The 24,177-nt window shown below is 44.3% G+C and carries 22 protein-coding genes and 4 tRNA genes; 17 read left to right on the plus strand and 9 right to left on the minus strand.

Annotation, left to right across the window (positions count from 1 at the left end; translation table 11 throughout):
• Nucleotides 1-121 precede the first annotated feature (121 nt).
• The 4 genes from Q8N16_04185 to Q8N16_04200 all read right to left on the minus strand — a co-directional run bounded on the left by Q8N16_04185 (nucleotide 122) and on the right by Q8N16_04200 (nucleotide 5,189).
• Nucleotides 122-766: an Hsp20/alpha crystallin family protein gene (locus tag Q8N16_04185; GenBank protein MDP3093921.1), complete on the minus strand. Its 645-nt coding sequence runs from the start codon at nucleotides 764-766 to the stop codon at nucleotides 122-124.
• 70 nt (nucleotides 767-836) lie between these two features.
• Nucleotides 837-1,547 (minus strand): PrsW family intramembrane metalloprotease, encoded by a 711-nt coding sequence (locus tag Q8N16_04190; protein MDP3093922.1) that lies wholly within the window; start codon nucleotides 1,545-1,547, stop codon nucleotides 837-839.
• 5 nt (nucleotides 1,548-1,552) lie between these two features.
• Nucleotides 1,553-3,172 carry a hypothetical protein gene (locus tag Q8N16_04195; GenBank protein MDP3093923.1) on the minus strand — a complete coding sequence of 540 codons (1,620 nt, stop codon included), beginning with the start codon at nucleotides 3,170-3,172 and terminating at the stop codon, nucleotides 1,553-1,555.
• Between the two features lies 1 nt (nucleotide 3,173).
• Entirely contained in the window at nucleotides 3,174-5,189 is a 2,016-nt protein-coding gene (locus tag Q8N16_04200) for a valine--tRNA ligase (protein ID MDP3093924.1), read from the minus strand.
• A gap of 126 nt (nucleotides 5,190-5,315) precedes the next feature.
• Between Q8N16_04200 and Q8N16_04205 the strand changes: the two genes are divergently transcribed.
• From Q8N16_04205 to Q8N16_04225, 5 genes are all read left to right on the plus strand, one after another.
• Nucleotides 5,316-5,389: transfer RNA gene (locus Q8N16_04205), tRNA-Glu, on the plus strand.
• Between the two features lie 130 nt (nucleotides 5,390-5,519).
• A complete protein-coding gene (locus Q8N16_04210; GenBank protein ID MDP3093925.1) occupies nucleotides 5,520-5,969 on the plus strand; it encodes a GNAT family N-acetyltransferase in 450 nt (149 codons plus the stop codon).
• Between the two features lie 19 nt (nucleotides 5,970-5,988).
• On the plus strand, nucleotides 5,989-6,933 hold the full coding sequence (locus tag Q8N16_04215; protein ID MDP3093926.1) for an NAD(P)-dependent oxidoreductase: 945 nt from the start codon (nucleotides 5,989-5,991) through the stop codon (nucleotides 6,931-6,933).
• Nucleotides 6,934-6,939: 6 nt separating this feature from the next.
• Nucleotides 6,940-7,443 (plus strand): hypothetical protein, encoded by a 504-nt coding sequence (locus Q8N16_04220; protein MDP3093927.1) that lies wholly within the window; start codon nucleotides 6,940-6,942, stop codon nucleotides 7,441-7,443.
• Nucleotides 7,443-8,966, plus strand: coding sequence for a glycosyltransferase family 2 protein (locus tag Q8N16_04225; GenBank protein ID MDP3093928.1), 1,524 nt, complete (start codon nucleotides 7,443-7,445; stop codon nucleotides 8,964-8,966). The genes Q8N16_04220 and Q8N16_04225 overlap by 1 nt, the downstream gene beginning before the upstream one ends.
• A 72-nt stretch (nucleotides 8,967-9,038) precedes the next feature.
• Here Q8N16_04225 and recG read toward each other — a convergent pair whose 3' ends face one another.
• The 3 genes from recG to Q8N16_04240 all read right to left on the minus strand — a co-directional run bounded on the left by recG (nucleotide 9,039) and on the right by Q8N16_04240 (nucleotide 12,163).
• On the minus strand, nucleotides 9,039-11,180 hold the full coding sequence (recG, locus tag Q8N16_04230) for an ATP-dependent DNA helicase RecG (protein MDP3093929.1): 2,142 nt from the start codon (nucleotides 11,178-11,180) through the stop codon (nucleotides 9,039-9,041).
• A 23-nt stretch (nucleotides 11,181-11,203) separates the two neighbouring features.
• On the minus strand, nucleotides 11,204-11,881 hold the full coding sequence (locus Q8N16_04235; GenBank protein ID MDP3093930.1) for a hypothetical protein: 678 nt from the start codon (nucleotides 11,879-11,881) through the stop codon (nucleotides 11,204-11,206).
• A gap of 207 nt (nucleotides 11,882-12,088) precedes the next feature.
• Nucleotides 12,089-12,163: transfer RNA gene (locus Q8N16_04240), tRNA-Arg, on the minus strand.
• Between the two features lie 97 nt (nucleotides 12,164-12,260).
• Here Q8N16_04240 and Q8N16_04245 point away from each other — a divergent pair.
• From Q8N16_04245 to Q8N16_04270, 6 genes are all read left to right on the plus strand, one after another.
• Complete coding sequence (locus Q8N16_04245) at nucleotides 12,261-13,247, plus strand: hypothetical protein (GenBank protein ID MDP3093931.1); 987 nt, start codon at nucleotides 12,261-12,263, stop codon at nucleotides 13,245-13,247.
• A gap of 14 nt (nucleotides 13,248-13,261) precedes the next feature.
• Nucleotides 13,262-13,349: transfer RNA gene (locus Q8N16_04250), tRNA-Ser, on the plus strand.
• 427 nt (nucleotides 13,350-13,776) lie between these two features.
• The gene (locus tag Q8N16_04255) at nucleotides 13,777-15,393 is read left to right on the plus strand and encodes a DUF1080 domain-containing protein (protein ID MDP3093932.1); all 1,617 of its coding nucleotides are present in this window, start codon (nucleotides 13,777-13,779) and stop codon (nucleotides 15,391-15,393) included.
• A 681-nt stretch (nucleotides 15,394-16,074) separates the two neighbouring features.
• Nucleotides 16,075-16,794, plus strand: a complete 720-nt coding sequence (locus tag Q8N16_04260; protein MDP3093933.1) for an SDR family oxidoreductase — start codon at nucleotides 16,075-16,077, stop codon at nucleotides 16,792-16,794.
• A gap of 24 nt (nucleotides 16,795-16,818) precedes the next feature.
• Entirely contained in the window at nucleotides 16,819-17,118 is a 300-nt protein-coding gene (locus Q8N16_04265; protein ID MDP3093934.1) for an MscL family protein, read from the plus strand.
• 18 nt (nucleotides 17,119-17,136) lie between these two features.
• Nucleotides 17,137-17,226 (plus strand) — tRNA-Ser (locus Q8N16_04270).
• 193 nt (nucleotides 17,227-17,419) lie between these two features.
• On the opposite strand, the gene Q8N16_04275 is transcribed toward Q8N16_04270, so the two are convergent.
• Together Q8N16_04275 and Q8N16_04280 are read right to left on the minus strand one after the other, a co-directional pair.
• On the minus strand, nucleotides 17,420-18,832 hold the full coding sequence (locus tag Q8N16_04275; GenBank protein ID MDP3093935.1) for an AarF/UbiB family protein: 1,413 nt from the start codon (nucleotides 18,830-18,832) through the stop codon (nucleotides 17,420-17,422).
• A 9-nt stretch (nucleotides 18,833-18,841) separates the two neighbouring features.
• The gene (locus tag Q8N16_04280) at nucleotides 18,842-19,204 is read right to left on the minus strand and encodes a hypothetical protein (GenBank protein ID MDP3093936.1); all 363 of its coding nucleotides are present in this window, start codon (nucleotides 19,202-19,204) and stop codon (nucleotides 18,842-18,844) included.
• A gap of 273 nt (nucleotides 19,205-19,477) precedes the next feature.
• On the opposite strand from Q8N16_04280, the gene pilM reads away from it, so the two are divergent.
• From pilM to Q8N16_04310, 6 genes are all read left to right on the plus strand, one after another.
• Complete coding sequence (pilM, locus tag Q8N16_04285; protein MDP3093937.1) at nucleotides 19,478-20,554, plus strand: type IV pilus assembly protein PilM; 1,077 nt, start codon at nucleotides 19,478-19,480, stop codon at nucleotides 20,552-20,554.
• A 5-nt stretch (nucleotides 20,555-20,559) separates the two neighbouring features.
• Complete coding sequence (locus Q8N16_04290; GenBank protein MDP3093938.1) at nucleotides 20,560-21,096, plus strand: hypothetical protein; 537 nt, start codon at nucleotides 20,560-20,562, stop codon at nucleotides 21,094-21,096.
• A gap of 1 nt (nucleotide 21,097) precedes the next feature.
• The gene (gene pilO, locus Q8N16_04295; protein ID MDP3093939.1) at nucleotides 21,098-21,622 is read left to right on the plus strand and encodes a type 4a pilus biogenesis protein PilO; all 525 of its coding nucleotides are present in this window, start codon (nucleotides 21,098-21,100) and stop codon (nucleotides 21,620-21,622) included.
• A gap of 67 nt (nucleotides 21,623-21,689) precedes the next feature.
• A complete protein-coding gene (locus Q8N16_04300) occupies nucleotides 21,690-21,986 on the plus strand; it encodes a hypothetical protein (GenBank protein ID MDP3093940.1) in 297 nt (98 codons plus the stop codon).
• A gap of 11 nt (nucleotides 21,987-21,997) precedes the next feature.
• Nucleotides 21,998-23,728 (plus strand): GspE/PulE family protein, encoded by a 1,731-nt coding sequence (locus Q8N16_04305; protein ID MDP3093941.1) that lies wholly within the window; start codon nucleotides 21,998-22,000, stop codon nucleotides 23,726-23,728.
• A 72-nt stretch (nucleotides 23,729-23,800) separates the two neighbouring features.
• The gene (locus Q8N16_04310) at nucleotides 23,801-24,166 is read left to right on the plus strand and encodes a response regulator (GenBank protein ID MDP3093942.1); all 366 of its coding nucleotides are present in this window, start codon (nucleotides 23,801-23,803) and stop codon (nucleotides 24,164-24,166) included.
• The last annotated feature ends 11 nt before the right edge of the window (nucleotides 24,167-24,177 follow it).

Consider the following 24,177-nt stretch of genomic DNA (forward strand, 5'->3'; position numbering starts at 1 on the left):
TTCATAAAATTGTTACCCACCCAGAGATTTCTGAAAGACACGACCTCGAAACATTGTTTATCTACCTCAAAGAGTAAGCCTGCGCCAACTTAAAACCCCGTCGAAACGACGGGGCTTTAAATTACTCTTTTATCAACAATTTGGTTACCTTTTCCCTTTGGATCTTTGGAATCCTGATAATCAGGATGCCGTCTTTCAGGTTTGCTTCCGCCCTTGAGGCGTCAACCTCGGAAGGCAGGACAAACTGGCGGGAAAAAGACCCCCAGTGGCATTCCTGGATAAAGTAGTTATCTTTTTCAATGGTTTCCGATTTCTGGCGGCTGCCTTTTATCTGAACAATGCCGTTTTCAATGGTAATTTCCAGGTCATTCGGCTTGACTCCGCCGATAGCCGACTGGATGACGATTTCCTTTTCTGTCTGATAAACGTCAATTGCCAGCTGCCCTTCCGACAGGGGCCAGTCACTTTCTTTTAAAGAAGGCTTTTTGACGAGTTTTTCCGCAGGTTCCGTTTCAGCTTCTTCCCAGATTTCCGGCTCTTTTGCCCCCGCCTTAATTTCTTCTTCAATCTGCGGACGGCGGCTCTTCTTTTCACCCTCTTTTGGAGATTCTTCCTCGCCTTCTTCGATGTCTTTCGGCGGGGCCTTGGATTTTAGGCTCTTTTTTGCCGGTTTCTCATAAAAAGATTTCGGAGCAGATTTTTTCTCTGCCGGTTTTTCTTCTTCTTGGTTCTGTCCGCCGATTAGCTTTTCGAAAAATGAAGCCATTTTCGTAGAGTCTAGCGTCTAGTGAATTAGCGTCTAGTAATTAACTAGACGCTAGCCGCTAATTAACTAATTATTGAAGCTCGCAGACGCTTTTTATTTCCCTCAGTTTTTTAAAGCCCAGGGAAAGGACAAGCGCTAGATTAATTAAGATCGCAAGAGGGATTAAGAATCTGGCATTCCCCTCAATTACCATTATAGAGAAGTTATAGAGTCCATGCAAGAAAATGGCCAGGAAAAATCCCAGGATCAGAAACTTATTCCTGTTCTTCGGCTGATAAAGTGAAAGAGCCAGGAAAATTCCCAGAGTTCCCGAAGCCAGGGCATGCAGGAAGACCGCCGAAACAAAGCGGCACAAACTAATAATGATTGTCCGCATCGGCGTCATGGCAAAAAGACCAGGTCCCAGTATGACAAAAATGTTCTCCACGGCGGCAAAGCCTAAGGCCGAAATGATCAAGTAAAGGGGCAGATCCATCGGTTCGTCAAAATGGGGGCTTTTCATGATTTTGTCTTTGACGACCAGATATTTGAGAACCTCTTCTATCAAGGCGACGCCGACAAAGAGAGTCAGAATCGTTTTCCAGGGAGAGTCTTTCAGAAAGGAGGTTAGGTCGAAAATGCCGAGCTGAATCAGGGCTGCCGGCAGGACCGTCAAGGCTCCGTAGATAAAGATTTTGACCACCTGGCGGTTGTCTTCGGGGTGGACGTCTTTGCGCAAGAAGTAGAGCAGCCAAATAATGCTCGGGGCCAGGCCAAAAATGACTAAGAGCAGATAATTCATGTTAATCAGAGACCGATTTTATAGACGGCAGCCTCCTCATCCTCATAGATATTAACGAATAAATTGTTCTTCTTGATATTTTCAGACATTTTGGTAAAATGCTTTTCTTTGGGAACGAGAACGTAATCGGTTCCAAGATCTTCCTTCATGATTACGGGAAGGATCTTGCCGTCGATTTCGCCATTAGTAATTTTCACCCACAACGAATAGAGAACAGGGTCTTTAAGATACATGAAGGTTTGATCAAGGCCGTTTAAATAATAATTGTGGTCGTTATAATAAAACAGCATCGGGAAGTCGTCCCAGGAGCCGTTGAAAACAACGCTGCCTTGAGGGGTGTTGTTTTTGAGGTAGCTGGCGGACTTTTCCAAATAGCTAACTCGGGTGGGGCCGGAAAGCCACGTCTTGACCGAAAAAAGGCTGTCTGAGACAAGCAGGCCAACGGCTATTAGGGCTAGCAATATCCAGTAGCCAATAAAGATGACCAGGTTTGTTATCGGCGGCAAGGACAGGGTTTTTAGGCGCTCGACTAATTTTTGCCAGTCAGCTTCCTGCCAGAAACTGTTTAAGGAAAAGGCCGTTGAAATCAGGGCAAAAGGGATAAAATACTCGCCGTAGCGCTGGGATTTGACCATAATAAGAAATAGGAAAAAGGAAAACAGAAGGAGGCCGAAGCTTTCCCTCGGTTGGCTTTTTATTTTAATGAAGAACCAAACCAGAGAGAACAGCCAGAGAAAAAGGACCAGGGCCATTCCCCAGAACAGCTGGGCAGGATTGAGGGGATACCATTCGCTGCCGACGTCGATAATATATTGAAGGTTGCCGAGGCCGATTTTTACCGCTTGGATCCAGTGAAAAGACAGGTTTTTGGGGAAATAAGGGTTGATTATCAAGCCGGCGGCCGCTCCCGCGAAAACGGCAGAAAGGAGTTTTAAGTTTTCCTTTCTAAGAAAATTCTTTACTAATGCTGTTATCGACTCCCTAATTATTTTAGCCCTGGTTCGGCAGGAACCTATTTTATCAGACAGCAGGAAAAAGCCTTCGCCGGCAATCGTCAGGACGGTTAAAACCAGGATCATTGGCCATCCGCCGTAAGTCCAGACGTAGAAAAACGACAGGAAAAAGAGCCAAGAACTTTTTTTATTCATAACCAAATAAAGAGCCAGAATTAATATCGCTAAAGACAGGGCAGGAGCTTTAACCAGGCTTAGGCGGGAAACCAGAATAGTCGAAGAAAAGAGCAGGAAAGGGTAGAAAAAAGCCCCTTTTAAGCAATATTTCTGGAGAAGCCAGTAAATCAGCCAAACGGCCAGGCTGGCGAAAATAACCTGGGAGATTTTTCCGCCGACAACGGGATTAAAAATCGTCACAAAAGGAATGAGCAGGACGTGGTAGAGAAAGTGATGATCGACAAAATTGTCTTTGAGGACAGTCGCCTGGAGCCAGGGGAAGTTTTGGATAACGCCCTTCTCTTCGATTAAAAGAGCCAGCTTCAAATGGTAAAAGGAGTCCGGGTCGGCAAGAGCAGGAGAAGCTTGGAGCCAGCTAAAAAATAAAACAGCGGTAATGAGCACCAACAGTCCTTGTTTTTTTGGATTAGCCGTGAAGGATTTTAAAGAAATCATTTTAAATCTTTGGCCAAGCCTCGACGCTCAGGCTTTTTTTCTTATTTTTTATCGGCAGTTTCTGGTAGATTTCTTCGGTGACAAAAGGCATGAAAGGATGCAAAAGCTTTAAGGAAACGATCAAGACTTTCAGCAGGGTCGGCTGCGCCTGCTCGCGGCGATCTTTAGTTGATTCGATATATTTGTCGCAGAACTTTTTCCAGAAAAACTGGTAGAGAAATTCAGCTGCCTGGCCGTAAGCATAATTATCCATGAGATCGTTGGTCCTTTTAACGGTTTTTTCCAGCTCTTTCAAAATCCATTCATCGTCTTTATTGGATGGAGGTTTTAGTTTAGAGCCTTTGGTTTTCGGTTCGCAGTCCATCATAACAAACCTGGTCGCATTCCAAATCTTGTTGGTGAAGTTTCTCATCGCCTTGATTTTGTCCTCGCCGATTTTCAAATCGGTTCCGGCGGCGTTTCCATAGACCAGAGCCATTCTCAAGGCATCGGTGCCGTATTTTTGCGTCATTTCCAGGGGATCAAAGCCGATGCCGGCTGTCTTGCTGAACTTTCTTCCCTTTTCGTCCCTGACCAGGCCATGAAGGTAGACGGTCTCAAAAGGAGGCAGGCCTGTCATTTCTAGACACATCATGATTTCTCTGGCAACCCAGAAGAAAAGAATGTCGTAGCCGGTTTCCCTGACAGTTGTCGGGTAAAAATACTGAAAGTCTTTGGTGGTTTTGGGCCAGCCGAAAACCGAGATCGGCCAGAGACTCGAAGAAAACCAGGTGTCTAGGGTATCTTCAACGTTTTTTAAGGGAATTTGGTGGCCCCACCAGAGCTGGCGCGAAATGCACCAGTCTTTGATGTTTTTTAGCCAGTGGAAATAGATTTTTTCAAATCTCTTGGGCAGAATTTTAATCTTTCCGGACTTAACCGCTTTCATAGCTTTTTCAGCCATAGGCTTGGTTTTAACGAACCATTGCTTTGAAATCAGGGGCTCGGTGGGCCTGCCGCATCTCTGGCAATGGCCGAGGCTGTGAACGTGATCTTCAATTTTTTCAATCAACCCCAGGGCTTTCAGGGCCTCGACCGTCTTTTCCCGTCCTTCTTTGACCGAAAGGCCGGCAAATTTCCCGGCCAACTCTGTTAATCTGCCGTCAAAACCGACTGCCTGGAGTTTTTCAAGGTGATGCCTTTCGCCGATTTCAAAATCAAGCTGGTCGTGGGCCGGAGTGATTTTTAAGGCGCCGGTGCCAAAATTGGGATCAACCGAGCTGTCTTCGATCACCGGGATTTCCCTTTTGGTCAAGGGCAGGGGTACTAGTTTCCCGACCAGGCTTTGGTAGTTTTCGTTGGCAGGATTGATGGCCACGGCGACATCGGCAAACATGGTTTCCGGCCTGGTGGTGGCGATCGTAATCGGCCCGTATTTGATGAAGTAGAGTTTTCCCTGTTCTTCCTGGTGTTCGTTCTCAAGATCGGAAATAGCAGTCCGGCAGCCCGGGCACCAGTTGACAATATATTCTCCCTGGTAAATTAAGCCTTTGTCGAAAAGGTTTTTGAAAGCTTGTTTGACAGCGTTAGATCTAAGAGTATCCATAGTGTAAGCTTCTCTGCTCCAGTCCAAAGAAAACCCAAGCTTTTGCAGCTGGTTTTTGATTCCTTTTCTCGAACTCGCGGCAAACTGCCTGGCTTTTTTCAGAAACTCTTTTCTGCCGACGTCCTGCTTGGTCAACCCTTCTTTTCTTATCTGTTTTGAAACCAAATATTCGACGGCGATCGAAGCGTGGTCGAATCCCGGCAGCCACAAAACAGGCAACCCCTGCATTCTTTTCTGGCGGGCCATAATGTCTTCAACTACGTACATGGCGTGGCCGGCGTGAAGGTTGCCGGTGACGTTGGGCGGGGGCAGGGTGATGACAAAAGGCTTTTTGCCCTTGACTATCTTTCCTTTGAAAAAACCGCCCTTTTCCCAAAGGCGGGAAATTTTCCCCTCAACCTTGGTATGATCGTAGGCTTTTGGAATCTCCATAATTATCCATTATATCTTAAATAATTGCTTTTTTACAACTTTTAAATTAAAGTTAAGAAAGTTGGCCCTATACAAGATTTTAAATAAATCTTGTCGGGCTCGACCAAAACTCGGTTTTGGTATAGAGGCCCTATCGTCTAACCTGGTTAGGACACTAGCTTTTCAAGCTAAGAATACCGGTTCAAATCCGGTTAGGGCCGCAGGGTTTTGAGGCCTCGCGGGCCGAAACCCCGTAGCGTCCCGCTTTCAGCGGGACTGCTACTAGGGTGACTCCCACTAGGGCCGCTATTAAACAACGTTGTTTAACTTAGTTAAACAACTAAGCGCCAAATGAAGATTTATTACAAAAGAGTGGTTAGCGATAAAGACTGGCATTGGGTCGCGAAGATTGAGAAAAAAATTGGCCATCGTTATTATCAGCCGTTCGCATTGAATAGGCTTAAAGAATATTTTAGACGGGCGATCGTTTTTCTGATTGAGGTAAGTGACAGGCCTGCGGGCTATTTTGCCTATAAGATTAATAAGAGCAAAAATGATGGCGAAATTCTGGCCATGGGAATCCTTTCCAAACATCGGAGACAGGGAGTGGCAAGTAGGGCTATCAAAAAAGCGTTTGAGGAATTGAAGGACTGTAAGAAAATAATAATCGTTGTCCACCCTGGCAATGTTCCCGCCGTGAATTTTTATCTCAAAAACGGCTTTAAAATTTCTACTTATAAAGAAAATTACTTCGGCGATAAAGAGCCAAGGTTTATTCTTTGCAAAGATAATAATAAATAACAAAAATTTTAAAATTATTATGAAAATCGCTATTTTTCTCGCTCAGTCGCGTTTCACTCCAGAGCAGCAGAAAAAATTAGCTGATTTGGGCCAAGTCGTTTATGTAAAGGATAAAAAAGAACTTTCTTTTAACGAAATCTTGAAATTAGCAGAAGGGTCAGAAATTATTGTCCCTGACCCTGATCCTTTTGGCGGGTTTGAGAAAGCCAAGCCGGTTTTGATGAAACTTATAGAGTCATTGCCGAACTTGAAGGGTGTTTGCCTTTCTACCACTTCTTTTGGCTGGATTGGCTTGGATTATTGCAAAAAAAGAAATTTACCAGTCAGTAATGTTCCCGGTTATTCAAGAGAAGCGGTGGCAGAACACGCTTTAGCTCTTTTATTGTGTTTGGCCAAGAAAATTGTCTTTTTTGACCGTAAGATACAGAAAGGTCAGTTTGAGCTGGAGATGGGTTCTGATTTGAAGGGAAAAACAATGGGCATTATTGGTTTAGGGAATATTGGCAGCAGGGTGGCGGAATTAGCCCAGGGCATTGGTATGAAAGTGATTGCCTATAACCGGAGTCCGGAACAAAAAGATGGCGTAGAAATGAAAACCATGGACGAAGTTCTGAAAGAATCGGACGCAATTTCTATCCATGTTACTCACGAGGATGGTAACCGCGGCATGATTAACACGGACCAGATCGCGAAAATGAAACCAAGTGTATTTATTGTAAATTTAGTTGACCGTGATTTAGTCAATGAAACAGCCATGGCCGAGGCTTTGAAATCCGGTAAGGTTGGTGGTTATGCTTGGGAGGGTACGAATTTACAAGACACGCCTTTGGCCGGTTTGGACAACAGCATAGGTTTAAGGATTTTTGGTTATTATACAAAAGAAACCTTGGATAATCTTTTTCGGATACTTACTGATAATATTATTGCCTCAGCAAGGGGTAATCCTCAAAACAGAGTTGTTTAAAACACTATGCGAAAACCACTTGTTCCCCATAGTTTTAAAGCTCCCCAAAAAGCCGATCTCGGCGATTATTATTTAACTCCCATTTCTACCAAAGACGTTATCGAAGATTGGCTGATCCTCTTGGATAACGCAGAGATGATTAGTCGGCTGCGTCGGGGTGGGTCCCGCCAAGACTGGCCATTTAAGTGTTCTCTAGAGGAAAACTATAAGGATTTAGCGTGGCTGGAGCTTTGCGCAAAATATCATCAGCTTTTCTGTTATATTCTGCGCAGTAAAGAAAACGGCAGCTATTGCGGCGCTGTCTATATCTATCCGATTGAGACTTTCTATCCCGAGATGGCAAGGAAATACGATGTCGATTTTTCTTTTTGGGTTATCAGGAAAGAGTATAACAATGGCAATTACGAAACAATTTTTAAAAACTTGCTAGATTGGCTCGTCAAATATTGGAAATTCCCTCGGAAAAGGATTTATCTGCGGAATAGGGAGATACCAAAGAGTTTAAAATAATGAATCTTAGAATCGCTACCTCCCGCGATTTAGAAGACCCTGGAGACAGACGGCTTTTTCGCTTTTTTGAGATCTTGCCCGGAGCCGTTTCCTGGCTGACTATTGCCTTGGCTGTTTTTCTCTCTTGGCAGCAACCCTTTCTAATCGCCGTTTTTATTCTCGCCTTTGATCTTTACTGGTTTTTCAGAGCAGTCTATTTTTCTTTTCATTTGCATTCAAGCTACAAAAAAATGGAAGAATACCAGAAGATAAACTGGCTGGAAAGGGCAAAAGAAATACCGGGTTGGGAAAGCATCTTCCACCTTTGCCTTTTTACTGTTTGCCACGAGCCCCTGGAAGTGGTCAGGGATGGGTTTTTATCCTTGGCAAAGAGCGATTATCCAAAGGAAAAAATCATTGTCATCCTTTCTGCTGAAGAAAAATACCGCAAAGTCACTGAAAAAACAATCGAGGAAATCTCTAGAGAATTTGGCAGCCAGTTTTTTAAGTTTTTGGCAACCTGGCATCCTCAAGACCTGCCTGGAGAAATTGCCGGCAAGGGCTCTAATGATCGCTGGGCCTCTGAAAAAGCCAAAGAGATTATAGATAGTTTAAAAATCCCTTATGACAAGATTGTTGTTTCTTTCTTTGACGCCGACACCTGCGTCTTTCCCAAATACTTCAGCTGTCTCAGTTGGCATTATTTGAAAGCGGAAAAGCCGACGAGAACGAGCTTTCAACCCATTCCCCTTTTCATCAATAATATCTGGGAAGCTCCTGTTTTTTCCAGGACACTTTCTCTTTCTTCAACTTTTTGGAATACCTTGTGCCAGGAGAGACCGGAGAAACTGGTCACTTTTTCTTCGCACGCCATGAGCTTTAAGACCATGGTTGAAGTTGATTTCAAGCAGCCAGACGTTGTTTCTGACGACTCGAGGATCTTCTGGCTTTGCTATTTAAAATACGGCGGCGATTATTCTGTCCAGCCGCTTTTCTATCCCGTGGGCATGGACGCCAATGTTTCTGATACTCTTTGGAAGACTCTTGTCAGCATTTACAAACAGCAGAGGCGGTGGGCTTACGGCGCGGATGAGATTCCTTACGTCTTTTTCAATTTTCTCAAAAACAAAAAGATATCTTTTAAGAAAAAGCTTTCCCAAAGCCTTTTTCTTTTTGAATCTCACTGGTCTTGGGCGACCAACGCTTTTTTGATTTTCTTTTTAGGTTGGCTGCCTTCGGTTTTGGGAAGCGAAAGGTTTTCCCAGACTTTGATTGCGCACAACCTTCCCCATCTCACTTCAAGACTGATGACAATTACCATGATCGGAATTTTGAGCTCAATCTATCTCAGCTTTTCTTTGCTTTCAATGAAACCAAAGCCAGTCAGGAAAACAAAACACCTAATTTTCGTTTTAGAGTGGCTAATCCTGCCTTTGGCAATGATTTTCTTGTGGGCTATGCCTGCTCTTGACGCCCAAACAAAGCTGATGTTCGGAAAATCCCTCGCTCCCTGGCCGACCGAAAAAGCCAGAAAATCATCCTAGCATTTTAACATTTCAGCATTCTAACATTCGTCTTAATTTGCAATGTTTAGATGTTAAGATGTTAGAATGATTCTATTCAAAATGTGTTTTCTCGCTGAACTGATTTAGTTTTTCCTTAAGCAAGGGGTAGTTTTTCAAAGTAATATCTTTCTCAAGGATTTGCCTGGCCACAGCCTTGGTTTTTTCAACCAGGGCAAAATCTCTCAAGGAATCCATGGCCAAGTCGGGAATCCCCCACTGCCTTCTGCCTCCGAACTCGCCCGGCCCTCTGATTTCCAAGTCTTTTTGGGCGAGCTCAAAGCCGTCTTGGGCTTTTAAGATCGCTCTCAGCCTCTGGCGGGTTTTTTGGCTCGGGGAATCGGTCAGGAGAAAGCAATAAGACTGATGGGAGCTCCGGCCGACCCTGCCTCTTAGCTGGTGCAACTGGGCCAGGCCGAATCGGTCGGCCCCTTCGATGACCATGACCGAGGCGTTGGGAATGTCGATGCCGACCTCAACTACCGAAGTGGCCACCAAAACCTTGATTTTATTATTCTTAAAGTCTTTCATCGTTTTCTCTTTTTCTTTCGGCGTCATTTTCCCGTGAAGCATTTCTACTTTCAGGTCCGGGAAGATTTCTTTGGCCAGCTTTTCTTTTTCTTCTTGCACCGCTTTAACGTCCGCCCAGGACGAGTATCTGGTATCTGGTATTTTGTATTTAGTATTTTTTTCGATTCGAGGACAGATGACAAATGCCTGTTTCCCCAATTCTATCTGGCTTCTGATAAAGTCATAAACGACTTGACGTTCTTTGGGAGGGACCACCTTGGTGATAATTTTTCTTCTGCCTTTCGGGAGTTCGTCGATAATCGACAGGTCCAGGTCTCCGTAGATTGTCATGGCCAGGCTTCTGGGGATAGGAGTGGCGGTCATTGATAACAAATGCGGTATATTAGTATCTAGTATCTTGTATTTAGTATTTTGTATTAACCTTGCGCGCTGTTCTATTCCAAAACGATGCTGCTCATCAATGATGACCAATCCCAAATTTTTGAACTTAACGCTTTTTTGAATTAAGGCGTGGGTGCCGATTAAAATATCAATTTCTCCTTTCAGGCATTTTTCGAGGATTTTCTTTCTCGAGGCTTCAATTATCTCTCCTTTGAGTTTCTTGGCGCAAATCTTGTCGTCTTTGCCGGTCAAGAGGGCGATGGTTAATTTGAAGTCAAAAAGCATCTTTGAAACTTCTCTGAAATGTTGCTTGGCAAGGATTTCTGTCGGCGCCATCATTGCCACTTGTAGATCCGCTTTGGCGCAGTTCAAGGCAGCGATGGCGGCGACCACGGTCTTACCCGATCCCACCTCTCCTTGGCAGAGCCTGTTCATCGGATGAGGCTTTTCCAGATCTTTCAATATCTGCCAGGCCGATTTTCTCTGGGCGTCGGTTAATTTAAAGGGCAGGCTTTTGACGAATTTTTGGACCAGGGGAAGGTTGAGAGGAATTGGTTCGGCTTTGGTTTGGAGAATCTTTATTCTTTCCCTCAAAACAAAGAGTTCGATCAGGAAAAGCTCTTCAAAAGAGAATCTTTCCCTGGCCCTGTTTGCCAGAGATAGGGAATCGGGGAAATGAATCTGCCAGATGGCCCGGGGCAAGTTTAAGAAATTGAACTCTTTCAAAACCGGCAGGGGCAGGAATTCCGGCACCTGGTTTTTAAAGACAGCCAGCAAGGGCCTGATGATATTTCTTAGCCATCTGGAAGGCAGTTTTTCCGTTTCCGGGTAGACAGGCATCAATCCTGCCACTTTTGAACCGTGCAGGAGTCCGACTCCTGTAACTTTTTCATAAGAGGGATTATTGAGATAGAGGCCGTTTTTGCCCTGGCTAACTTTGCCCGCCATAACCACTTCGTTTCCGGTTTCAAGGATGTCGGTGATATAAGGTTTAGCAAACCAGACGATCCTGACCGCTCCGGTTTTGTCGCCCACGACCGCTTGGGTCAGAGTCATTCTTTTTTTCCAGGCAAGGCTGGATTTTATTTCCAGTATTTTTCCCCTGATGGAAACGTTTTCTCTCGCCCTCAACTGGCTGATTTCGGTAAAATGAGAAAAATCCTCATATCTCAGAGGAAAGTGGTAGAGAAGGTCTTTGACGGTTTTAATTCCCAGTTTTTTTAGCCTGGTTTGCAGGACCGGGCCAATTCTAGGGACTTTTTCAACGGGAGTATAGAGGTCCATGATTTTTGTGCAGTATTCTTGAATTAGTCCGAACGCATTTTTCCGGAAAATTCCCCCCGCGAAAATTCGGAAAGGTGGCGCCTGCCCGCCGAAGCCTCGGTGCAGGCGGGGAGCCGCACCGCTGACAATTTTCCGCCAGAGGCGGATCTGCCACAGGCATGACAAGTTTTTCTTTGGCGGCAATAAATGATTTTAAAAATATTAAGAATACCGAATATCAAAATAAAAACAATTATGAAAGAAATTGCAAACTGTGGCCACAATATCCGAGTCGAATTTTCCGCTGCCGAACCTAAACGCACTTGCCATGGCAGTGGCGGATCGTAATGACTTTGATCTTGCACCACAAACCGCAAAGGCAGTCCGAGCTGGACATTCGATAATTCTTTCTGCTCATGAATTGTTACTGGAATAAAAAGCGAGGAAAAAAGAAATAGAAAGACTACTATTAAAGAAGTCGCGACAATGTATTGTCTTTTAATCGCTAGTACTAAAGCAATGGTTACTCCTAAAATAGCTGGTATGGCAATGAAAGAAAACACAAACATGCCGATAACCAATGGCCACAACAAAGTCATGTAGACAAAGGTAAAAAGATGGAAAGGAGCGCCTAGTCCTTGACCGCTCGACCAGAAGAAAAAACCTATCAGCAGATAACAGACAGCTAGAACAATAAACAAAGTTTTCTTATCAAATTTCATAAATATAAAGTTTCAATGATTAAAAAATTTTCTTCCCCCAAAATGCGAAACCGCCAATCCTTCGATACACTCAGGATTGTCCTGAGCGCTGTCGGAGGACAATTCGTTTTTGCCCCCAAAATTGAATACGAATTAGTCGCCGAGTCCTTCGATTTTTCTCAGGATAAACTCCGCGAGGCGAACCAAAACTCTTTGACTTTTCCTGACTGGTGCCCCCAGGAGGAATCGAACCTCCATTCCAGCTTCCGCAAAGCTGTACTTTGTCCGTTAAGTTATGGGGGCCAATTAACTTTAAATTAGCACGATATCCACTTAAATTCAACTTTGCAATACGATTTGAAAGAAGATATAATAGAGATAGGGTGAATCGAATGAGTATATGAGAACTTATTTTAAGAAAAACAAACAAAAGGAGTTTATTAATACGGTTTTAGCCAAGATTACCGTAGTCGAAGCGGCTCGGTTATGCAATCTGTCAACGAGGACGATTAGGGATTGGCGTCGGGAGAAATTTCTAGCCGATTACGACGCCGTAAAAATATTGAGCCGGAGGACAGGGATAAAGATTCCGTCGGATATAAAACTGATACCTGTACACTGGCGAGTTGCTTTAGGAGCTCGTAGAGGAATGATGGCAGTACTAAAAAGGTACGGTAGCGTTGGCGGAGATCCAGAATACCGAAAGCAAAGACGACGCGAGTGGTGGGAGAAAGAAGGAAAGTATCGCTCCGACTCGATTATTAAGGCTCCTTTGCCGTTCAAAAAACCTAGGTTTTCTTCAGAACTCGCTGAGTTTGTGGGTATTCTTCTCGGAGACGGCGGGATAACGAAACAACAGATCGCCATTTCTTTAAATGGCAAGGATGAAAAAGAATATAGTGAATTTGTGTTATCTTTAGCCAAAAGGTTATTCGGTGTTTATGTGGGAGTATACGATAGGAAATCAATGTCTGTAATAATAGTAAAGATTTGTAGGAGTGGGATAGTGCGTTATTGCGTAGAGAAACTGGGTTTAAAAATTGGCAACAAGATAAAGCAACAAGTAGATATTCCGGATTGGATCAAACAAAACAAGAAGTTTTCTATCGCCTGCGTAAGAGGTTTAATTGATACTGATGGCTGTGCCTTTACTCATTATTATAAAGTAAATGGTAAGCTCTACGGCTATAAGAAACTTGCTTTTACTAGTCTGTCAGAGCCATTAAGACAATCTGTTTTTCATATTTTAAAGGACCTCGGAATGAATCCTAGATTATGCAGGCGTAAAGATATATGGCTAGACGGTAAAAGAAGTATGGAACGATATTTTTCTCTCGTCGGTACGCATAATAGAAAACTATTGAAAAAATATCTAAATAAGGTATAGATTAAGATAGAATTGGAGGAGTGCGGCGAATGGTAAGCCAGCAGTTTGCTAAACTGTAACCGTTTAAAAAGCGGTTTGTGGGTTCGACTCCCACCTCCTCCGCTTTGGCAAAATTCATGCCTTCTGGCATTGAATTTTGGCAATAAGTTGGAGTCGAAGGGCGCGAGAGCGCGCAGCGCCCCGGACCCCGAGTCGGAGCGAGGGGGACTCCCACCTCCTCCGCCAGTTGGAAAAAGAAGCGTTTGGCTCGCCCGCCCCGACTTCGCTAAAGCTACGACGGGCAAGTACGCGGGCTCGTCAGCCGATCCTTCGGCCACGCTCAGGACAAGTTTTTGAGCGCAAAATTGAATTTTTTATCTTTACCCTGCTACTGCAGGGCTGGCCAAAAGCGGGCTTATTAAAAAACAAGGAAGGACAAAACGAAATACTTTATCTACACTCGCAAATCAACGGATTCAGAAGAAAGGCAGGTTTTAAGTATTGAAGCTCAGCTTACTGAGCTAAAAGAATTTGCCGCTGAAGAATTATCATGTTTAAAAGAGGGATCAGAATGAATAAAAAATACCTGATTATTATTGCTGCCATAATTATCTTGGCAGTGCTAATTGGTGGCTTTTTTTTATTGCCAAAAATCTCCCAAAAATCAACCCAAAAATCCAATTGTCCAATTAAAACATATAATGGTGTTGCTTGGACCGGTAATGTCAAACCCGAGGAGTTTAAAGAAATCGGCTCGGAGTTTGTGGAAGTAGTGGTTTGGCCGCAGATTTTAGATGATGAGACAATTTTAGTCAGTTCCGAGTCCTATTCGGGCGGGCCAAAATATTCATTAGAACAAATTAAAGCCGATGCCGCAAAAACTGAGGAAACTGTCCGTAATAGAATCCGCCAGTTGAAACAAAATAATCTCAAAATTTATTTAGTGGTCTATCCCGAGTGGCTTTACACTCACGAAAGGAATTATTTAATCAAAGATTCGGATGCTTATGAAAAACGAACATGGGAAATTGCTCTTACTTGGGCGAAAATTGCCGAAGAAGAGAAAGTGGAGATTTACTCGCCCCTAAACGAGCCGTTTTTGCATATCGGCCATCAGAGGTCACTTGCTTGGTACAAGGAAATTTTACCGGAGTTACGCCAAGTTTATCATGGCTTACTTGCTCCGCGCGGTTTGCAGGCCTATCATTTTGAGCCGGATCTGGGTTTGATTGAGCGGCCCGATACCCAGTTTGATTTTACGGGCTGGGATTTAATCGGCTTTGATGTTTTTGCCAGAAATACGCGTAACTTTGACGAATATCGCCAATATGTGCAAGCAGTAATTGCCAAAGCAGAAGAAATTAAAGAAAAAACCGGTGACAAAGGGATAATTCTTGGCGAAATCGGTGCGCCCAACAAAACCGAACAAAGTTTTCCCGGGCTTGATCCAATTGAGCTGACCAAACAATCCTGGCAAGAAATTTATAAGGAAAGTTATGGTTTGGTTGATTATCTGTTCTTTTGGGATTGGACTGGCTCACCGCAGGAAGAAAATGGTCAGCGTATAGATTATCCGGCCGATGGGAAATTAAAAGATACTTTGAAGAATTTATTTACTAAGGCACAAAAATGCGCTTCCACTCCGCAAGCCCTGAAAAGTCCGAATTTTACCATTCAGCCGCCAGAGAAAACGATTTTTGCTGACGATTTGAATGATTTATCGTGGTGGCGAAAAGAACAGGGGGAGTGGCAGATTGAAAACGGTGTAGCCAAAAGCGCCGAACAAGGGAAAAGTTTGCTTACTTATGATCAAAATATTGCCGACGGACAAATAAAAGTTCGCTTTCGGACCACAGACGGCACTTTGGATCTTAAGTTGCGGCGGACGCCGCAGACGCCAGCCGGCTATGAAATAGTGCTTAAACCACAGCGAGCAATGGTGAGTGCTGCGACTAAGAATGATAAAATCACTAAATTAGCCGAGATGCAATTTTATTTTGATACTGGCTGGCATGAGGTAGTTGTTGACTTTCGGGATAATCGGATCGTAGTTAAAGTAGATGATATCGGCGTTTTTGAAATCTTCAATGATTCATATAAAGAAGGCATTATTTCTTTAGGCGCTGACGGTCCGGTAGAGATTGATCGGGTGGAAATTACTGAATGAAATTAAAATTCAAGAATTTGCCGCCAAAGAAAAACTTGCCTGCCCGTCCGAAGCTGAAAGCGAAGGCGGGAAATTGTTCTTTTCGCTTCCGCTTCAAGGCGAGACGGGCCCCGCACAAATCCCTTCGGGATTATGCGGGGTAAACTCCAGGGGGCTAGGGGGAATTTTTACCCCGCACTTCGAGCCTCGCACCAGAGCAAGCTCGGTGCGGGATAAACTCCGCGAGATAGTTGCGGGGCCGCCCGCCCTACAAATTTTGGGCGGAATCAGTTCGAATTTTTTCGAATGCACACCGTTTTGATAAAATTCATGTCTTCTGGCATTGAATTTTGACAATGAGTGGGATTCGAAGGGGTTAAAGCAAGCTTGCTTTAACGGGCGGTTGCGTCGCCCAGGAAGAGAGCGCGCAGCGCCCAGGCTCGAATCGGAGCGAGAGGAATTCCACCCTTTCCGCCATGACAACTTTTTATCGGCATGACCCGAGTGGCATTATGCCCAAACATTCACAAATAGAAACATATAATATCGTGATCATTTTGTGTGCAAGGCCTTTGAATTTGAAAAATATTTAAAATCCGATTCGGGTCGAACTTTTATCAAAAGGCACGCTATCATAAGAGATAGCGTCGGCAGACCTCTGGGGTCTGGGAGAGCTATCATTAAAATTAATTTAGAATACTAATGACCTTAAAGAATAAAGTTATCGTTGTTACCGGAGCGAGTCAGGGATTAGGCGAGGCCCTGGCCCTGAAAGCGGCTGAACTTGGCGCAAGAGTTGTTTTAGTGGCGCACACAGAAAAATTATTACAAAGGGTTAAAGAAAAGATTTTAAAGAATGGCGGTAAGGCCGAGTGTTTTGTCTGCGACATTCGCGACTTAGGGCAGGTGAAAGCCGCGGTCAAGACGATAATTCAAAAATTCGGGACAATTGATATTCTGGTTAACAATGCCGGTGTTTGGACGGACGAGGAGATTGAAAAACAGAGGCCGGAACAAAGAAAAGTTGCTTTAGAAACAAATGTTTTAGGGCAAATCCAAATGACAAAAGAAATCCTACCATTAATGAAAAAGAGAAATGATGGTTATATTTTTAACGTTATTTCAGGCGCTGGATTGGCTGATTCTGACAATACCAGATGGCAAACCTACGGAGCCAGCAAATGGGCAATGACCGGTTTTACCAAGGCTTTAAGAGATTATTTGAAGGGGACTAAAATTAAGGTCACGGGATTTTTTCCCGGAGGCATGGATACCAATCTTTATGAAAATGTCGGCCGTCCAGATGCTCACAAGCAGCCTTGGATGATGAAAAAGGAAGATGTAGCTGACATTATTGTTTTTGCCCTGACCCGGCCAGACGACGTTTTAATGGAAGGGATTACTGTAAGTAAAATTCAATAAGGCCAATAATTTAATAAATAAGAAATGAAAGGATTCATTGATTTTATCAGAAGACAAGGAGTGGTGGGGCTGGCAGTCGGCTTCATCTTAGGCGGCGCCGTCGCCAAATTGGTTTCAGCCCTGATTCAGGACCTGATTAGTCCCTTCATCGGCCTGATTACTGGTTCAGCAGGCGGCTTGGCCGAAGCAGCTTTAAATATTGGCCCTATTAATCTGATGTGGGGGCATTTTTTGAGCGTTTTGATAGATTTTCTGGTTATTGCTATTGTGGTTTATTTTGGAATCAAGGGTTTGGGACTTGATAAATTAGACAAAAAAGATTAAAACCTAAATAAGTTTTAAGGCGGGATGCGAGAGCGGTTTATTCGGATGGTCTTGAAAACCATTGTATCCGCAAGGGTACCGCAGGTTCGAATCCTGCTCCCGCCGCCAAGTCAAACTTGGCTGGCACGTTTGACGTGCCGCAGCCAGCATTTTTTATGAGTCGCCTTTCAGCGCCTCGAAATACGAGAGACCGACTTGCCCTTCCGAAGTTCCGCGAAGCGGAACGAAGGAGGGGATGCCTCAAAAATCGCCATTTAGGCGATTTTAGGTTTAAGATTTATTGTCTATGTTGTTGCAATTTTTACGATACTTCTTTTTCGATAACGTTCAATAACCTCATCAAGCTGTCTTCAAATTTCTCCAACGTTAAAAGATTAGGCAATTCTTTCATAATGTTGGCAATCGAGATATCCCTAATATTCTCGGCGATAGTGTCTATTTCGATCCGGGGATTCAGTTCCACAATGGTGCTGTCTAGTGTTGAGACCGCTCGAAAATATCTTAGTGTATTTGCCGGGACAACGATATTGCATTTCTGCAAGATTTTCAGCGTTTTGAATAGTTTTTTCCCGATTATCTGTTTTAAACCGCTGATATCATTCTCCCCCTGGTGATTTTTAAACGCCCCTAAGGATTCAAGAACAATCCGGTCGTGCTCTTTTTTTAATTCAATTTGGTTTTGAGCAGATGGTATATTACAAAGCTGAACCAGCGCCTCAAAGGCGTTATCGGTGTCGCCGTAACAAACAGAACGTATGTATTTTAAGCAGGCAAAACGGGTTTTTTTATCCAACTTGCCCACTATCCCAAAATCTATATACGCTAATTCATTGTTTGGCATAAAAATGATATTCGCCGGATGAGGATCGGCGTGGAAAAAACCGTCAAGATAGATTTGTTTCAAGCTATTTTTAAGGAGGATTTCGGCTGTTTTCTCTCGGGAAAACTCCATTTTTTCCAATTTATCTAAGACGTCCCTATTATTGTTTCTGATTGCCAAAAGGATATTTGAAAGGGTAATCCCCTCTATAAATTCTGCCGTTAAGATTCGCGGAGAGCAAAACTTACGGTATATTTTAGGTACAGCCATTTTTGTTTTGTCCTTATCGTAGCGGTCGTAAAATTCTTCGGTATAGTTTGCCTCGGTGGCATAATCTAATTCCTCCAAAGTCCATTCTTCAAATTGCCTGACCATCGGCGCGAGCTTATTGGGGCCCAGGGGCAGAAGGTCTATGATTTTAGCCAAAATCTTCATCAATTTAATATCGCGGGCAACCGTTTCTTTAATTCCCGGCCGTTGAATCTTTACCGCCAATTTTTCTCCGCTTTCTAAGTACGCTTCGTGCGCTTGGCCGAAGGAAGCGGCGGCAAAAGAAGTTGTTTTGAATACAGAAAAAAGTTTGTCCGGCGTGGTATTAAAATCCTCCTTGAACGCCTTTATGACTTCTGCGGATGAAAAAGGGGGTACGTTCTCCAGCAGGTAGAAAAGCTCTCGGCAATACTCCGGAGGCATAAAGTCCGGTCTCAAAGATAGAAATTGACCGAATTTAATAAAAACAGAACCCAGGTTTTCTAGAGTCTGCCTCAAAAGGAAAGCTCTTTTTTGAGTGGCTTCCGACGTATTCCCCCTGGTTTTAACAAAAGCCCGCCAGAAGTAAGAGTAAAAGGCAGAGATTATTTTAGAGAACCTTTTTAGGCGACTCCAATAGTCCATGTTAAATCTTTATTTTTTACTTTCCCCTCGGCATTTTGCACAAACAATTATGTTGCGAGAGGGCTTTTCCAGGAAAGCAATGAATGCCCGGCCGCTTTTTTTAATATTTCCTTTGCATAAAGCACACGACAAATCTTTTTCAGCGGTTATCGGCTGGAATCCGATGATATCCTGCTTTTTGTACAGATAGTCATTGATTTTGTCGTTTATTGCTCCCAGGACATCAGATTGAATATCTAAATAATCCTCGGCCAAACTCCTTACAAGGTTGGAAACAGTAACTCTGTGCCTCTTGGCCTTTTCGGCAATTTTTTCATAGAGTTCGTTAGAAACTCTGGCGTGGAGCACTTTATCGCGACTATGGTTTTTCATGATTGGGAAGGTAATTATTAATATGTATACATTGTATCACGATATTAATCATTGTCAATCCATCTATCGTTTTAGGTTAAAATAATCCTGACCGAGACGCCTCAAACGGAAAACTGTGAATCTGTTGAGGCCTAACCTCAACGGTCGTCTCAGTAAACCGGCAGGCGCCGGGTTTTTGAGCTCATTGAAAACAACCTTTGTCTTTATTACGGCACAAGTGTTATAATTAACGCAGTTAATTTTCCTTCCGGACATAATAAAAAATACAAACTCGTGGCCTTTACTCCTTTCGGTTTAGTCAAAAGAAGTTGCCTCGGCATTGACATTGGCTCTTCGGTGATCAAAGTCGTCGAGCTCTCCAAACTGGGAGAAAGAATTAAACTGGAAGCTTATGGAGAAATCAAAGCAGAAGCCATCTACGACAAGCCTTTCAGAACCCTTGAAAAGAACACGATTTTGTTTCAGACGATGGATATTGCCAGGGCCGTGGGAGCCGTGATCGACGAAGCGAAAATGTCGTCCAGGAAAGCGGTTTTTTCGATTCCCGATTTTTCGACTTTCTACACCACTTTTGAACTGCCACCGATGTCGTCTCAGGAATTGCCTCAGGCCGTCCGCTTTCAGGCGAGGCAGCAGATACCGGTGCCCCTGAACGAAGTCGCTCTGGACTGGTCGATTGTCCAGGGAGAAGTCAGCGATCATCACGGTTCAAACCTCAAGATCTTGCTGGTGGCCGTTCCCAACGAAATCATCAACCAGTATCAGGAGATCGCCAAGATAACAGATCTCAATCTTTATGCTTTGGAGGCTGAGGTTTTCGGCTTTTTAAGAGCGGCCAGTCCGGACAGGAGCAAGGTGGTGGCGATTATTGACATTGGCGCTCAGAGCACTACTTGTAGTATAGTTGATAAAGGGGTCTTGAAGTTGAGCCGGAGCTTTGAACCGGCGGCAAACGAGATAACCGAAGTTTTGAGCAAATCATTGCAAATCGATTTTAAAGAAGCCCAGGCTTTAAGGGAAAAGTACGGATTGGCGGCCGGAGACCTGGAAGAGGGCAACATTGCCGAGACCATTCTGACGATCGTCGACGCCATCCTTATAGAAGTGGACAAAACCATCCAGGGATTCTCCTTGGTTGAGGGCAAGATTCCAGAGCTTATTGTTATGGCAGGAGGCATTGCCCTGACGCCGGGCTTAAAAGAGCATTTTGCCAAAAAGCTTGGTAGAAAAGTTGAGATAGCCGACCCCTTTTCCTACATTTTCTATCCGCCGATACTCGAAAAAACCTTGAAAAACCTCGCGCCTTCTTATGTCATCGCCGTCGGTGCGGCCATGAGGGGGTTAGAATAATTGTCATGAGAATTGGTTTAATTCCTAAAAAACAAATAGAAGCGCCGCCCTGGCAAACAGCCCTGTTTGTCTTTTCGGCCGTCTTTTTGATTCTCTCTCTTTTGGTTTTTGCTTTATTGGCGAGATCGGCCAAAAAGACTAGCCTCGAGATCGAAAGTATCAACCAGGAACTGGCCAAAGACAGAACCCAGGCAGAGATTGATGCCGAAAAGGAGGTTTTAATCTCCCAAAAGAAGATTGTTGCTTTCGGCATTCTCTTAAACCAGAGAAAACAGCTTTCCAGAGTTTTTGACCTCATTGAAAAACTGGTCCATCCCGAAGTCGTTTTTAGCAAGATGGGCTTCACTGTAGAAGACAATACGGTTTGGCTTTCCGGCAAGGCCGACAACTTCCAGGCTCTGGGCCAGCAATCGCTCCTTTTTAAGACGCAGCCCCTAATCAAAGAAAGCAACTTGATGCAGGTCGGGATCGGAAAGCATGGCGGGGTCGAGTTCGGCTTTAAGATAATTTTTGACCCGCAGTTTTTTAAAGTCGCAGAATAATATGAAACAATATTTTTTTGCCATCGGCAATTTCCTGTTAGGCTTTCTGGTTTTGGTTTTGTTGATCCTGCCGAAGAACCAGGACGTCAAAAATCTTAAAACCGAATCTTCTCAGAAGCGGGTGGATTTACAAAATGAGCAGGATTACTCCGAAAATATTCGTTCCCTCCACGGCAAACTCGAGAAATACGGGCCAGAGCTGGCCAAGATCAGCTCTAGCCTTCCCGGCGACCCCTCGATGCCGTCCCTGCTGGATTTTATACAAAAGACGGCTTCCCGCGAAGGCCTGGTTTTAGGGAAAATTAACTTCGGGAAAACCGTTCTGGTAATAGAAAACCCTAAAGTCGAGAAAACAGAAGTTTTCATAGGAGTAGACGGCCCTTATACTTCTTTTAAAAAATTCGTTTCCGGTTTAGAAAAGAGCTCGAGGCTGATTCAGACAGAATCGCTGTCGTTTTCCATTCCAGAAAAAGGAGAAGTTTTCACGTTCAGTTTGCTCGTTTCGGCTAATTTTCTGCCCGAGTAGAAACCATGGATTTTGGCAGTCGTATCTTCAGCGCACCACACGGAACTAATCAATAATTTAACACTACATGGCCATAGTTTTTTCTGAAAACAGAAAAAAGCAGCGATATTTGATTCTGATTTTTGTCGTCGTCGCCCTGCTGACAGCTGGAATCTTTTGGTTTGGCGTCCTCAGGAAGCCGTCGCCTGAATTGCCGGCGTTTTCTCTGCCGGCCAAAGGGGTGAATATCGATTTTAGCGTTTTCAAAAAGCCCATTTTAAAAGATCTGGAGTTGTTTGAAGAAATTCCGAACTTTGAAGGCGAAAGCTATAGGGAAAATCCGTTTTCACCGGCACCGGCGCCCGAGCAACCAGAAGCAGAATAATCTAGCGAAAAATGTTTTTAATTCAAACATTGTTAAAAAAAGGGATTATTGACCGCGAAAAGGCCAGCCTTTTTGAGTCGGAATCAAAAGAAAAGGCAAAGAAAGAAGAAGAAGTAATCCTGGAAAGCGGAATCGTCGACGAAAACCTCCTTTTCCGGATAAAAAGCGAAGAATTAAAGATCCCTTTTAAAGAGGTTTTAGCCGAGGAAGTTTCTCTTAAAAGCCTCGAGTTCATCCCGGAAGATTCGGCCAGATACTACAAAATGATTCCTTTAGCCAAGAAGGAAGATGTTCTTGAGGTTGGCATGGTTTATCCCGAAGACATTGCCAACCAAGAGGCTTTGAAATTCCTTTCTAGGCAAGGTAAATGGCGCAGTCAGATTTTCCTGATCAGTTTCAGCAATTTCAACAATCTTTTGAAACAGTACCGAACCATGAGGAAAGAAGTTGAAAGAGCTCTCGGCCAGCTGGAAAAGGATTTGGAGGAAGAAAAGATCAAGCCGGGAGGGATGCCGACGCCGGCCGAGTTTGAAAGGCTGGCCGAAGAAGCGCCGATTACCAAGGTGGTGGCGGTGATCTTGGGCCACGGCGTTGACGGTCGGGCCTCGGACATTCACATTGAGCCGACCGGAGACAACCTGAGGGTGCGCTATCGCCTTGACGGAGTTTTGCACTCCTCGATTTTTCTGCCCTTGAGGTTGCTGCCGGCGATTATCTCCAGAATTAAGATTCTGTCTAACATGAAGATTGACGAGGTTAGGATTCCCCAGGACGGCAGGTTTTCCGCCAAGTTCGACGACAAGAGTGTTGATTTCCGGGTGGCGACTTTTCCGACGGTTTTGGGGGAAAAAGTCGCTATCAGAATTTTAGATCCCGGCCAGTGGCTGAAAAGCCTTGACGATCTGGGCTTAATGGGAAGGAACCTCGATCTGGTAAAGCAGGCTCTCGAAAAGCCCTACGGCCTGATTTTGCTGACCGGGCCGACGGGATCTGGCAAAACCACCACTCTTTACACGCTTTTGAGGATGCTCAACAAGGAGGGAAAAAACATTGTCACTCTCGAGGACCCGGTGGAGTATTTTATCGACGGCGTCAATCAGTCGCAGATCAAGTCAGAAATCGGTTATACTTTTGCCAACGGCCTTCGCCACGTCTTGAGGCAGGCTCCGAACGTCATCATGGTTGGCGAGATCAGAGATGAGGAAACCGCCAACCTGACGACTCACGCCGCCCTGACAGGGCACTTGGTTTTGTCGACCCTGCACACCAACAATGCCCTGGGAGTCATTCCCCGCCTGATTGATTTGGGAGTGAGATCGTTCTTGATCCCGCCGACTTTGGAACTGGCGATCGCCCAGAGGCTGGTCAGAAAGCTTTGCCCGGAATGTAAGAAAAAAATCAAGGCCAGTAAAGAAATGAAAGCTATCATTTCAGGGGAGTTGGAGTCTTTGCCGCAATCTCAAAAACAGGAGATCAAGAACTCTCCGGATTTTGAAATTTATGAGCCCCGAGGCTGCAAAAAGTGCGGCTTCGACGGGTTCTCCGGCAGGACCGGCCTTTTCGAGATTATGGAAATGACCAAGAATTTGGCAGAGCTCATTTCCGAAGAGCCTTCGGAAAGCAAGATCGCCCAAGAAGCTTTCAGGCAAGGGATGATCACGATGAAGCAGGACGGAATTCTGAAGGTCCTACTAGGGATAACCACCATAGAAGAAGTTATAAGGGTGGCCGAGGAGAAGTAATTAATAACATCCTAACATCCTAACATTCTAACATCCTAACGTGTTAATATGTTAAAAAGTTAAAATGCTTATATGAAAAACATACTATTAGTCGAAGACGATCCGTTTTTAGTCGACATCTACACCACCAAGTTTAAGGAAACGGGTTTTGCCATTGACGTGGCTCCGGACGGCAGCCAGGCGATCAGAAAGATGACGGAAAAAAAGCCGGATTTGGTCTTGCTAGACATAGTTCTGCCGCACCTTGACGGCTGGGAGATTTTAGAGAGGATCAGAAGTGACGAAAATCTTAAAGACCTGAAAGTCGTCATTCTTTCCAATCTCGGCCAGAAATCAGAGGTAGACAAGGCTTTTGCCATGGGTGCGACCAAATACCTGATCAAGGCGCACTATACGCCTAGCGAGGTCGTCGAAGAGGTAAGAACAATACTCAAATAAAAAGACACATT

The sequence above is a fragment of the bacterium genome, from assembly GCA_030693425.1.
Taxonomy (GTDB): domain Bacteria; phylum Patescibacteriota; class Minisyncoccia; order Minisyncoccales; family GWA2-46-15; genus GWA2-46-15.

Excerpts from the sequence above, each read along its gene's own strand:
- Q8N16_04235 (MDP3093930.1), bottom strand. The coding sequence starts at position 11,881 with ATGAAATTTGATAAGAAAACTTTGTTTATTGTTCTAGCTGTCTGTTAT.
- Q8N16_04210 (MDP3093925.1), top strand. The coding sequence starts at position 5,520 with ATGAAGATTTATTACAAAAGAGTGGTTAGCGATAAAGACTGGCATTGG.
- Q8N16_04255 (MDP3093932.1), top strand. The coding sequence starts at position 13,777 with ATGTTTAAAAGAGGGATCAGAATGAATAAAAAATACCTGATTATTATT.
- Q8N16_04305 (MDP3093941.1), top strand. The coding sequence starts at position 21,998 with ATGTTTTTAATTCAAACATTGTTAAAAAAAGGGATTATTGACCGCGAA.
- Q8N16_04190 (MDP3093922.1), bottom strand. The coding sequence starts at position 1,547 with ATGAATTATCTGCTCTTAGTCATTTTTGGCCTGGCCCCGAGCATTATT.
- Q8N16_04200 (MDP3093924.1), bottom strand. The coding sequence starts at position 5,189 with ATGGAGATTCCAAAAGCCTACGATCATACCAAGGTTGAGGGGAAAATT.
- Q8N16_04310 (MDP3093942.1), top strand. The coding sequence starts at position 23,801 with ATGAAAAACATACTATTAGTCGAAGACGATCCGTTTTTAGTCGACATC.
- Q8N16_04215 (MDP3093926.1), top strand. The coding sequence starts at position 5,989 with ATGAAAATCGCTATTTTTCTCGCTCAGTCGCGTTTCACTCCAGAGCAG.
- Q8N16_04195 (MDP3093923.1), bottom strand. The coding sequence starts at position 3,172 with ATGATTTCTTTAAAATCCTTCACGGCTAATCCAAAAAAACAAGGACTG.
- Q8N16_04290 (MDP3093938.1), top strand. The coding sequence starts at position 20,560 with ATGAGAATTGGTTTAATTCCTAAAAAACAAATAGAAGCGCCGCCCTGG.
- Q8N16_04280 (MDP3093936.1), bottom strand. The coding sequence starts at position 19,204 with ATGAAAAACCATAGTCGCGATAAAGTGCTCCACGCCAGAGTTTCTAAC.
- Q8N16_04260 (MDP3093933.1), top strand. The coding sequence starts at position 16,075 with ATGACCTTAAAGAATAAAGTTATCGTTGTTACCGGAGCGAGTCAGGGA.
- Q8N16_04300 (MDP3093940.1), top strand. The coding sequence starts at position 21,690 with ATGGCCATAGTTTTTTCTGAAAACAGAAAAAAGCAGCGATATTTGATT.
- Q8N16_04265 (MDP3093934.1), top strand. The coding sequence starts at position 16,819 with ATGAAAGGATTCATTGATTTTATCAGAAGACAAGGAGTGGTGGGGCTG.
- Q8N16_04220 (MDP3093927.1), top strand. The coding sequence starts at position 6,940 with ATGCGAAAACCACTTGTTCCCCATAGTTTTAAAGCTCCCCAAAAAGCC.
- pilO (MDP3093939.1), top strand. The coding sequence starts at position 21,098 with ATGAAACAATATTTTTTTGCCATCGGCAATTTCCTGTTAGGCTTTCTG.
- Q8N16_04185 (MDP3093921.1), bottom strand. The coding sequence starts at position 766 with ATGGCTTCATTTTTCGAAAAGCTAATCGGCGGACAGAACCAAGAAGAA.
- Q8N16_04245 (MDP3093931.1), top strand. The coding sequence starts at position 12,261 with ATGAGAACTTATTTTAAGAAAAACAAACAAAAGGAGTTTATTAATACG.
- Q8N16_04225 (MDP3093928.1), top strand. The coding sequence starts at position 7,443 with ATGAATCTTAGAATCGCTACCTCCCGCGATTTAGAAGACCCTGGAGAC.
- Q8N16_04275 (MDP3093935.1), bottom strand. The coding sequence starts at position 18,832 with ATGGACTATTGGAGTCGCCTAAAAAGGTTCTCTAAAATAATCTCTGCC.
- recG (MDP3093929.1), bottom strand. The coding sequence starts at position 11,180 with ATGGACCTCTATACTCCCGTTGAAAAAGTCCCTAGAATTGGCCCGGTC.